This is a genomic window from Sporosarcina sp. CAU 1771 (genome assembly GCF_054482775.1).
This window is the reverse complement of sequence record NZ_JBTLRN010000032.1, coordinates 19,801-30,734: the sequence shown is the minus strand read 5'-3', so window position 1 is coordinate 30,734 and position 10,934 is coordinate 19,801. Positions and strand designations below refer to the sequence as shown.

Genomic DNA, 10,934 nt, shown 5'->3' with positions numbered 1-10,934 from the left:
AGCCATTGGACGGTAGCACACCAATGGCTGTTTTTTGTACCCTTACCAACCAGTGGCTTCCTTCTCCGCACTTACTGGCTCTTTCTTCCGCAAACGGTGGCTCAAAACTCCGCTCTAGTGGCTCATTCTCTCCGCAATACTCAAACTATTCACATAACTAACAAATCGCAAAAAAGGAGTGTGGAAAAAATAACGAAAACTATCAAAAGAGGAAAACCAGAACTACTAATTTCCCTGCCACGTTTGATTGCGCGCCTTCCATCCCACAGCCACTCTTTCAACTACCTAACCAATCGACTTTATCGAGTTCAAGCAGGATTCGCTGGCGAAGAAAAAGTAGATCGCTATTTGGAAGCGACTCAATTCCCCGAACCAGTAAGGATTTTCACGGACATTACCCTTCAAATTAAACCGCTTGTCCCGATTCAAATCGATACCCTCATCATTTCACCTTCAAAAATTATCATTCTCGAAATCAAAAACATCGCAGGAGACCTCATCTATCATCAAAATCCACCGCATTTTGAATGCATCTATGAAGATGGAAAAACAATTGTTATCGATTGCCCGATGATGCAAATCGAAAATACGCGCACCGTCCTTGATCATTGGTTAGCACAAAATGGATTTCCCATTAAATCGGAAGCCCTAATCGTCATGGTAAATTCAAATACCCTAATTAAAAACGCACCTCCAACAATGCCTATTCATTATGGCAAACATTTACCACTATATTTCCGCAAGCAAACCTCCCAAAAACCACTTCTGACTAAAACACAGCTTGAAAAATTAACGCAGAAACTACACCAACAAAATAAACCTTTCAATCCCTACCCTTTAAGCGACCGATTTCAAGTAGATAAAACTCATATCCGGGATGGCTTTCTTTGTGGGGAATGTCACTCAACCCTGCGCAAAAAAACACGCATAAAATGGACATGCCCCACATGCCAAACAGATCAGCGAAATCCATATAGAGAGGGATTACAAGATTGGTTTATGATTATGAATCAAACCATATCGAACGCACAATGCAGAGAATTTTTTCAACTCGAAACTAAATTCGCTGCACATCATATTTTGAAATCCATGCCACTGAAACGAGAAGGGCAGTCCCGAGCAACTATCTATTCATGGGACTACACGAAATCGCCATCTGAAATAGTGAAAGGTAGAAGAAGAGATTCCACTCTGAAATAGAGAGTGGGATCTTTTTTTCTGTGGAATTAATTATAGTAGACGCACAAAGTTATCGAAGTAGTGCAACGAAGTCTGGTCCTAGTCCAACAAGTATTGATTGTAGTACAACGAACATCGGTGCAAGAGCTTCAATTTGGTTTGGTGGGATGTCGTATGTTGGTAAACAGTGGCTGGGCGACTATCTCCGTTGGAGTCCGACGTGGGCTATGAAATCACTGTTATCCAACAAATGAGGTTGTAAGTGCAACGAAGTGAGTTAATTGAGCAACAAATATTGGTGGTAGTTCAACAAACTTTTGCTTGTGCAACAAATATTTGTAGTAGTGCAACCAATTTCGTTGGTAGTTCAACAAACTTTCGCTTGTGCAACAAATATTTGTGGTAGTGCAACCAACTCCGTTGGTAGTTCAACAAGCTTTCGCTTAAGCAACAAATATTTGTGGTAGTGCAACCAACTTCGTTGGTAGCTCAACAAACCTTCGCTTGTGCAACAAATATTTGTGGTAGTGCAACCAATTTCGTTGGTAGTTCAACAAACTTTTGCTTGTGCAACAAATATTTGTGGTAGGGCAACCAATTTCGTTGGTAGTTCAACAAACTTTTGCTTGTGCAACAAATATTTGTAGTAGTGCAACCAACTTCGTTGGTAGATCAACAAACCTTCGATTGTACAACAAACGTTGGTGGTAGTGCAACCAACTTCGTTGGTAGTTCAACAAACCTTCGGTTGTGCAACAAACGTTGGTGGTAGTGCAACCAACTTCGTTGGTAGATCAACAAACTTATGCTAGTGCAACAAATATTTGTAGTAGGGCAACCAACTTCGCTGGTAGTTCAACAAACTTTTGCTTGTACAACAAATATTGGTTGTAGCCCAACCAACTCCACCCGCTGCTCAACAAATCCCCGCGCTAGTCCAACAAATCCAACCCTCGCCATGCCCACCCGCAAAATATGTCGGAAAACAGTACAAACTTATGCGTCTTCGTGGTAGACTATCAGTTAAGATAATGAAAAAGGGGTATATTATGAAAAAAAAGTTAAAGATCTTTCTAATACTATTTAGCGTTATCATCTTAGGTGGATCAGGCTACCTATTGTACTTATTCAAATTCAAGCAATACGATGTGGCCGATGACGAAGTGAGTGAAATTATCTCTGTACCATACGAAATCGAGCTTCCAGATGGTAGCATCTTCACCGTTGATCCAGAAGGCGATGTCGTCGAAGCGACCAAAGGGGACAAGAACTCAACCTCCTCCGAAAGTAAGGAGAAAATCCAAGGTGTCGCAGGCACAACAACCTCAACGCCATCATCATCAACTAATGCAACACCATCAACAGACTCAACTTCAACACCCAACAAAACACCATCAACAACAACACCATCAACGCCACCACCAGCTGAAAAACCAACAGTCGCAGTGATTAAAGACAAATACAGACCCGTATTCCAGGGGTTAGAAGCACAAGCCGATCAAAAGTTAAACACGTTAATTGGTCGCGCAAAAGGGGAGTACCAACAAAAAAAGGCCAATGGAGAAACCATTGACTTCGGCTACTTCTTTTCTAAGTACAACGGTGCGGCAAAAAGTCTAGAGGCGAATACAGATGCGGCATTCTACGGAATTTTGAGCGCGCTTAAAAAAGAGCTCACTGTATATGACTATTCCAACGAACATGCAAAAAGCTTCGAAGAGGAATACGCAACTACGAAAAAGGCACTCCGTGAAGGATTAATCAGTAAGGCGATGGGGCGCTAATCAACTTCAAACGAAAATCCGCTAATGGGCTAAAAAGTCAGCAAAGCGGATTTTTTGTTTCGCAAAACTACCAAAACGCTCCACTCCAAAAAAAATGTCAAAGTTTTGTCAAACTATCCACATAAAATCCCGCATCGGAATTCAGGGAATCTAAAGGCCTTTGTGCCTAGTTAGGAATGTGAGTCCGAAACGACCACATTGCTATTGACCCATACAACTTCTTCTACAGCAGGATGTCCATTTAACGCGTTCCCCTTAACAGAATCAAGCTTTTCCTTCCATTTTGAATAACTTAAAACCAACAGAATAATACAAAGGACAACAATAATGTATGCGATAATCGATTTTAACTTCATGAATTAACTCCCCCTATGTGCGAAACTCACTAGATAATTTCCAATTGTTAATCTGATTATCCCACATCTCGTTCTGAATTCATATGTCTAAATTTATTAGATTATGATACAATGAATCAGGATAGTACTACTGTGCGGCAGAAGGGGTATATGTATATATGGAAGAAACAATTAGTTTGCAAGAATTATTCAAGACATTAAAGAAACGGATGGGCCTCATTGCATTCATTACGATACTAGCAATTACAATTAGTGGAGTTGTTAGTTTCCTAGTTCTAACGCCTATCTATCAAACATCAACTCAAATACTAGTGAATCAATCCCAACAGGATCAAAACCAATTCAACACACAAAACATACAAATGGATTTACAACTAATCAATACATATAACGTCATCATTAAAAGTACTGTTATTCTTTCAGAGGTGCTAGAAGATCTAGACTTGGATCGTTCAATTGCTTCTTTATACAATCAAATAACAGTAAACAGTGCGCAAAACTCACAAGTTGTGAATATCACTGTTCAAGATCCTGACCCGAAACTAGCGGTTGAGATTGCGAACACAGTTGCTTCAACTTTCGAAAAGAAAATTGTAAGTTTAATGAATGTAGACAACGTAAACGTTTTAGCGCCTGCATCACTTCCAGAAAATCCATCGCCGATTAAACCGGACCCGAAACTGAATATGGCAATCGCTGCTGTAATTGGTTTGATGTTGGGTGTCGGAGTGGCGTTCTTACTGGAATACTTAGATACGACAGTGAAAACGGAACAAGATATTGAAGAACTTCTTGGTTTGCCACTATTAGGCCTCATAAGCCCGATTTCTAGTAAGGAATTAGGAGCAACGAAGGTTGAAGTTGTACAACGAAGAAGACGGGGAAGGAGAGGGCAAGAATCGCTAGAAAGAAAAAAGTAATTCAAACCGTAGCACGTAAATTAATTACAAGCATAAACGCGAAATCTGTCGTTTCGGAACAATTCCGCACAGTTCGAACGAACATTAACTTCTCTATGCCGGATAAAGAATTAAAAAGCATTCTTTTCACGTCCGCTTCCCCTGGGGATGGAAAGTCAACAATCGCAGCAAATCTAGCAGTGGTGTTTGCGCAAGAAGGAAAAAACGTTCTACTTGTAGACTCCGATATGAGAAAGCCGACTGTGCATTATACATTTCATATGACAAACACGCTGGGCCTATCGAATTTGCTCACGCGTCAAGCAACGTTTGCAGAAGTTGTCAAAAAAAGCGATGTTGGATTGGACATCATTACGTGCGGACCAATCCCTCCAAATCCGGCAGAACTTTTGGCGTCTAAAATGATGGATAAAGTACTGGACGAAATGAAAGAGAAGTACGACATGGTCATTTTCGATGCGCCACCGGTATTGTCGGTTACAGACGGTCAAATTATGTCGAATAAATGCGATGGGACAATCCTTGTCATCAGCGCAGGTTCGACTGAAAAAGAAAGTGCTGTTAAAGCAAAAGAGGCACTCCTTTTATCTAAGGCCAACGTAATTGGGACAGTTTTAAATAACTTCACACTCAATAAAGATCATTATTACTATCAATATTACGGGACGGGAGAGTGAAGGGGAGTTATTCCACCTTCACTTTTTCACATTTATACGAATTCGTACGTTAGCGAGGGAATCGACGATGATTGACATTCATGCACATATTTTACCTGGGGTAGACGATGGCCCTAAAACACTACAAGAATCGATTCAACTTCTTGAGCGGGCGGTTAAAGAAGGGATTACAGATATCATTGCCACACCGCACGCATACAGTCCGCAATATAATGTACCGAAGCAAACGGTATACGATCAAATTGCTCTTTTAACGAAAGAGATCGACGAAAGAGGTTTACCGATTCGACTTCATGCGGGTCAAGAAGTGCGCCTGAACGAGCACCTACCGGAATTGATACAGACAGGCGAAGCATTGACGCTCGCAGGCTCGAAGTATGTGCTTCTGGAACTTCCATCGAGTGGCATTCCTACATACACCGTGCACATTATTCAGCAACTTCTGAACCAAAACAAAATACCGATTATTGCGCATCCGGAGAGAAATCGTGCAATTGCTGAAGATCCATGCAGACTCAGCCGTCTCATCAATCACGGTGCACTAGCCCAGATAACGGCAGGTGGACTTTCAGGGCGCTTCGGAAAAGGGATTCAGAAACTTTCCCTACAGCTCGTGGAAGCAAATCTAATTCACACATTTGGTTCGGATGTCCACAATGCAAAATCCCGTCGCTTTGAGTTTGAAAAAGGGCTGGACTTTTTGGATAAACGCAAGTTTCACGACACTGTCGACATTTTTTTGGAGAATAATGCAAGAATACTAAAAAATGACGACCTTATCTTACTTGAACCACAAAAAGTGGAAACTAGAAAATGGTGGAAATTACTCGGTTGACGTGATAATATTGAACTATTACTATTGAATCATGAAATAGGTTCAGGGTACTAAAACCGCTAGCCACACGCCTAAATGTGGTGTTTTGAAGGGATTTGTTCTTGTTATGTCAATGAAAAAAAGAACGACGTACCTAGTCTGCGTCGACTCGCTAATTGTCTTATTTTCCATATACATTAGTTATTTCATATTAAATCCATCGTCGAATATTTTTGCAAGCAAGACATTGCTAATCAGCGTCGTTACGATCCAAGTTGCTCACCACTTCTTTGCTTGGCGTTACGGTCTGTACCGCAAAGCATGGTCGTATGCATCGATAGGTGAGCTAAAGTCCATATTCAAAGCAGTATCCTTTACGATCGTTGTCGTCGCAATTGTACAGCTATTCGTTATTCAGAATATCGTTGTGCGGCCACTTATCTTAATATGGATGTTTCATATTATCTTTATCGGGGGTTCGAGACTGTCGTGGAGAGTGTACAGAGATTCATTGCTTCAGCAAAATAGAAAAGCAACGAAACGAACGATGATTGTCGGAGCGGGACAAGCTGGAACAATGGTCGCACGTCAATTGCTTCAAAACCCTGAGTCTGGAATGAAACCCATTCTTTTTGTGGACGATGACAGCGCAAAGCACGGACTCGAAATCTTTGGACTCAAAGTACAGAAGGGAACGATACATATCCCGTCTATCGTACAAGCCAATCAGATTGAAAAAATTGTAATTGCGATTCCGTCCATGTCTAAAAAGGATCTAGCCAAGTTAACGAAAACATGTCTAGATACCGGTGTCAAAACGCAAAAAATACCTCGGATTGAAGATTTAATGACAGGAAAAGTTTCCGTCAATGATATGAGCGATGTGAAAATCGAAGACCTTCTTGGGAGAGACCAAGTGGAACTAGATCTGAAAGCCATCGCGGACAAACTAACGGAAAAGACCATCCTCGTCACAGGTGCCGGTGGGTCCATCGGTTCTGAGATTTGTAGGCAAGTAAGTGAATTTAGACCGAAACGCATCGTTATTTTAGGTCACGGAGAAAACTCGATCTACACTATAGACGGTGAACTACGTAAATTGGTTCCCGAAGAAACCGAAATCATTCCGATCATTGCCGATGTACAAGACCGAATGCGAATTTTTGATATTGTAAGCCAATATAAACCGGACGTGATCTACCATGCGGCCGCACATAAGCATGTGCCATTGATGGAATCAAACCCAATGGAAGCCGTGAAAAACAACATCTTCGGTACAAAAAACATTGCCGAAGCAGCCGACACATTCGGGGTTCCCTACTTCGTCATGATTTCGACAGACAAAGCCGTGAACCCACCGAACGTCATGGGCGCAACGAAGCGATTTGCGGAAATGATTGTCCAAAACCTGGCGAAAGAAAGTAACACCAAATTTGCAGCCGTCCGGTTTGGCAACGTCTTAGGTTCACGCGGAAGTGTCGTCCCGTTGTTTAAAGAACAAATCAAGCGAGGCGGTCCCATTACGGTAACTGATCCTGAAATGACCCGTTATTTCATGACGATACCTGAAGCTTCTAGTCTCGTTATCCAAGCAGGAACGCTTGCGGCAGGCGGAGAAATCTTCGTCCTCGATATGGGCGAACCCGTCAAGATTGTTGATTTGGCAAAGAACCTCATAAAATTATCTGGATATAATGAAGACGAAATAAAGATTGAATATTCGGGCATGCGTCCAGGTGAAAAACTCTTTGAAGAACTGTTGAATGAAAACGAGATTCAGAGTGGGTACGTCTTCCCTAAGATTCATATGGGGAAAGCGACGCCAATCACGAAAGAAGAGATGGAATCGGTCATTAAAGAGCTACCGAATATGACGAATGCGGAAATGAAAGAGACGTTGGTAGGCTTGGCGAATCGGAAAGTGGTTCACGTTCAGGAGCGCATACCTGTTTGAAGTGAATGAGGCTTCATTCTAAAAGTGAGTTTTGAAAAGAGCACGAATGTGCATTTTAGGGGTGTAGTGTTGACACATATTGATTTTGATTATTCGAAAGCAACTCCTTTTTTCGGGAGTTTCAAACTGTCATTCTTGGAGCAGTCGGTTGAGTCAATCCACCATGAAATGCACAGCGAATCCAGCAGCCATAAAGAATACTTAGGTTGGGTAGACTTGCCGACCAACTACGACAGAGATGAGTTTGCTCGAATCCAACAATGCGCAGAAAAAATTAAGGAAACCAGCGATATCCTTCTCGTCATTGGGATTGGTGGATCTTACTTAGGGGCACGTGCAGCGATTGAAATGCTGAACCATTCCTTTTACAATCTTTTGTCGGATGAAAAACGTAAATATCCTCAAATTATTTTCGTAGGTCATAATTTGAGTTCAACCTATATCACACATGTCATCGACCTGTTAAGCAATAAAGACTTCTCCATTAACGTAATTTCAAAGTCAGGGACAACGACAGAACCAGCCATCGCACTCCGCATCTTCCGAAAGTTGTTGGAAGAGAAGTACGGAGAAGAAGAAGCGGCCAAAAGAATCTATGCAACAACCGATAATGAAAAAGGTGCGCTAAAAGAGATGGCCGAACAAGAAGGCTATGAAACCTTCTCCATTCCAGATGATATTGGCGGTCGGTATTCTGTATTGACGGCTGTTGGCTTATTGCCAATGGCCGCAAGTGGAATCGACATTACCCAAATCATGGCAGGCGCACAAAAAGCACAACAAGAACTAATGAACCCAGTGTTGGATGAAAACTCGGCGTATCAGTACGCAGTCATACGCAACATCTTGTTTCAAAAAGGCATGGCCATCGAAATGTTTGTTACGTACGAACCAGGTATGCACTCTCTCGCAGAATGGTGGAAACAACTCTTCGGTGAAAGTGAAGGAAAAGAGCGTAGAGGGATCTTCCCTGCCTCTTCAAATTTCTCAACAGACTTACATTCGTTCGGTCAGTACATTCAAGAAGGCCAACGTAATTTATTCGAAACAATTATTAAAGTGAACAAACCAAAGCACGACATTCAAATTGAATACGATGAAGAAAATATAGATGGATTAAATTATTTAGCTGGAAAAACGGTTGATTTCGTCAATAGCAAAGCATTCGAAGGTGCGCTAGATGCACATATCGAAGGGGAAGTTCCAGGTTTGGTATTTGAAATACCTGCAATGGATGCCTACACATTCGGCTACCTCGTTTACTTCTTTGAGAAAGCCTGTGCGATGAGTGCGTACCTATTCGGCGTCAATCCATTCGACCAGCCAGGTGTCGAGCACTACAAAACCAATATGTTCAAGCTGTTGGATAAACCCGGATATGTAGTAGAGCCAGCGGGTACCTGACGCTGACGCCATTTACGCACCGGGTACCAGACTCAGACACCATTCGTGTCCTACCATGAATTGTGGCAGTGCCTGGTACCCACTAGAGTGGAATATCTGTTTCTGCAAAGGAGAATAACAAATGCAATGGAAACAAAAAATGAATCACTGGATCGAACAATTACCTAAAGAAGACAACTTACGACTCGAGTTGCTTCAAAATCTGCAAGATGAAAAACGCATGGAAGATAGCTTCTACAAAGACCTTGCATTCGGAACAGGTGGAATGCGTGGTGTCATGGGACCCGGTACAAATCGGTTAAACATCTATACAGTAAGAAAAGCGGCATACGGACTTGCGCAGTATATTCAAGGACAAGGTGAAGAAGCGAAGAAACGAGGCGTCGCCATCGCGTACGACTCCAGACATCTCTCACTTGAATTTGCCCTTGAAGTAGCCAAAACAGTTGGCTATCAAGGGATACAAGTGTACTTGTTTGAAGATTTACGGCCAACACCATTATTATCGTTTGCGGTTAGACATTTATTAGCCTATGCGGGAGTTGTGATCACAGCGAGTCATAACCCACCTGAGTACAACGGCTTGAAAATGTACGGTGAAGACGGCGCGCAACTACCACCTGAAGCGGCGGATGTCATCGTGAACTATATGCAACAAGCTGAATCCGAACTAGAGATTGAAGTAGCGGATGAGAAACAGTTAGAAAAGAATGGACTTCTAACGTACATCGGTGAAGAAGTAGATCAAGCCTATATCCGTGCACTTCAGTCAATAAAACTTGATAAAAGTGCCAAACAAAAAGACCTCTCAATCGTATTTACAGCTCTACACGGCACAGCTACAGAACCGATGCGACAAGCACTTTCTTCATTTGGTTTCACTGACGTCACTTTTGTGAAAGAACAATCCGTTCCTGATGGAGACTTCTCAACGGTGAAATCACCAAATCCAGAAGAAGCGGCTGCATTTGAGTTGGCCATTCAGTACGGCAAAGAAAACAATGCCGACCTCTTACTAGCAACAGATCCGGATGCCGACCGTTTAGGCGTCGCTGTGAAAAATGAATCGAATGAATACGTCTTACTAACAGGCAATCAAATCGGTGCGCTCATGATTCAATACATCCTTGAACAAAAGCAAAAAGTTGGTACACTGCCTAGGAATGGCGTTGTGATGAAAACAATTGTTACGACCGAATTAGCAACAGCCATCGCTTCAAAGTACGGCATCGAAACAATCAATACACTGACAGGATTCAAATTCATCGCTGAAAAGATTCAAGAGTTCGAACAAACGAACGAACAGACCTTTCTATTCGGTTATGAAGAAAGCTATGGTTTCCTAATCGGTGATTTTGTTCGAGACAAAGATGCAGTCCAAGCGGCTGTATTCATTGCCGAAGTGGCTGCCTATTACAAAGCGAAGGGCAAGTCTCTATATGATGTATTACACAATCTCTTTGAAGAATTCGGCTATTATATAGAAGAAACGCGTTCAATTACGCTCGAAGGTAAAGATGGCGCAGAAAAAATCACCAGAATTATGGGGGATTTCAGAACCAATCCACCTACAAATATTCATGGAATTCAAGTTGTAAGGATCGAAGATTATTCAACAAGTGAATCAGTAGACACACGCACAAATCGAACGAGTGAAATTGACCTGCCGAAATCCGATGTGTTGAAATATGTATTCGAAGACGGTTCATGGGTGTGTATACGACCTTCGGGAACAGAGCCGAAATGCAAGTTCTATTTTGCAGTTACAGGTGAAACAGAATCAGAAGCAAAAGAAAAATTATCGAAACTAGCGGACGTTATTTTAGGAACCGTATAAGTTTGAGTA

General features: G+C 42.0%; 10 protein-coding genes. 9 read left to right on the top strand and 1 reads right to left on the bottom strand.

Translation table 11 applies throughout. From position 1 onward, the window contains the following. From ACXYMX_RS15580 to ACXYMX_RS15570, 3 genes are all read left to right on the top strand, one after another. A partial coding sequence (locus ACXYMX_RS15580) for a nuclease-related domain-containing protein (RefSeq protein ID WP_459045161.1) occupies positions 1 to 1,200 on the top strand: 1,200 nt, incomplete at its 5' end. Positions 1,201 to 1,220: 20 nt separating this feature from the next. Continuing rightward, a complete protein-coding gene (locus tag ACXYMX_RS15575; protein WP_459045160.1) occupies positions 1,221 to 1,433 on the top strand; it encodes a hypothetical protein in 213 nt (70 codons plus the stop codon). Positions 1,434 to 2,228: 795 nt separating this feature from the next. Further along, positions 2,229 to 2,963, top strand: coding sequence for a hypothetical protein (locus ACXYMX_RS15570; protein ID WP_459045159.1), 735 nt, complete (start codon positions 2,229 to 2,231; stop codon positions 2,961 to 2,963). Positions 2,964 to 3,133: 170 nt separating this feature from the next. Here ACXYMX_RS15570 and ACXYMX_RS15565 read toward each other — a convergent pair whose 3' ends face one another. After that, positions 3,134 to 3,319, bottom strand: a complete 186-nt coding sequence (locus ACXYMX_RS15565; protein WP_459045158.1) for a hypothetical protein — start codon at positions 3,317 to 3,319, stop codon at positions 3,134 to 3,136. A gap of 158 nt (positions 3,320 to 3,477) precedes the next feature. On the opposite strand from ACXYMX_RS15565, the gene ACXYMX_RS15560 reads away from it, so the two are divergent. From ACXYMX_RS15560 to ACXYMX_RS15535, 6 genes are all read left to right on the top strand, one after another. Further along, the gene (locus tag ACXYMX_RS15560) at positions 3,478 to 4,239 is read left to right on the top strand and encodes a YveK family protein (protein WP_459045157.1); all 762 of its coding nucleotides are present in this window, start codon (positions 3,478 to 3,480) and stop codon (positions 4,237 to 4,239) included. Beyond that, on the top strand, positions 4,218 to 4,916 hold the full coding sequence (locus ACXYMX_RS15555; protein ID WP_459045162.1) for a CpsD/CapB family tyrosine-protein kinase: 699 nt from the start codon (positions 4,218 to 4,220) through the stop codon (positions 4,914 to 4,916). Before ACXYMX_RS15560 ends, ACXYMX_RS15555 begins: the two co-directional genes overlap by 22 nt. A 67-nt stretch (positions 4,917 to 4,983) precedes the next feature. After that, complete coding sequence (locus tag ACXYMX_RS15550) at positions 4,984 to 5,751, top strand: tyrosine-protein phosphatase (RefSeq protein WP_459045156.1); 768 nt, start codon at positions 4,984 to 4,986, stop codon at positions 5,749 to 5,751. A 106-nt stretch (positions 5,752 to 5,857) separates the two neighbouring features. Continuing rightward, positions 5,858 to 7,684, top strand: a complete 1,827-nt coding sequence (locus ACXYMX_RS15545) for a polysaccharide biosynthesis protein (RefSeq protein ID WP_459045155.1) — start codon at positions 5,858 to 5,860, stop codon at positions 7,682 to 7,684. Between the two features lie 69 nt (positions 7,685 to 7,753). Beyond that, positions 7,754 to 9,088 carry a glucose-6-phosphate isomerase gene (locus ACXYMX_RS15540; protein ID WP_459045154.1) on the top strand — a complete coding sequence of 445 codons (1,335 nt, stop codon included), beginning with the start codon at positions 7,754 to 7,756 and terminating at the stop codon, positions 9,086 to 9,088. Positions 9,089 to 9,209: 121 nt separating this feature from the next. Continuing rightward, the gene (locus tag ACXYMX_RS15535; protein WP_459045153.1) at positions 9,210 to 10,925 is read left to right on the top strand and encodes a phospho-sugar mutase; all 1,716 of its coding nucleotides are present in this window, start codon (positions 9,210 to 9,212) and stop codon (positions 10,923 to 10,925) included. The last annotated feature ends 9 nt before the right edge of the window (positions 10,926 to 10,934 follow it).

Bases quoted from the DNA above. Each gene is read 5' to 3' on its own strand.
- ACXYMX_RS15535 (WP_459045153.1), top strand. From the start codon at position 9,210: ATGCAATGGAAACAAAAAATGAATCACTGGATCGAACAATTACCTAAA.
- ACXYMX_RS15545 (WP_459045155.1), top strand. From the start codon at position 5,858: ATGTCAATGAAAAAAAGAACGACGTACCTAGTCTGCGTCGACTCGCTA.
- ACXYMX_RS15560 (WP_459045157.1), top strand. From the start codon at position 3,478: ATGGAAGAAACAATTAGTTTGCAAGAATTATTCAAGACATTAAAGAAA.
- ACXYMX_RS15550 (WP_459045156.1), top strand. From the start codon at position 4,984: ATGATTGACATTCATGCACATATTTTACCTGGGGTAGACGATGGCCCT.
- ACXYMX_RS15565 (WP_459045158.1), bottom strand. From the start codon at position 3,319: ATGAAGTTAAAATCGATTATCGCATACATTATTGTTGTCCTTTGTATT.
- ACXYMX_RS15570 (WP_459045159.1), top strand. From the start codon at position 2,229: ATGAAAAAAAAGTTAAAGATCTTTCTAATACTATTTAGCGTTATCATC.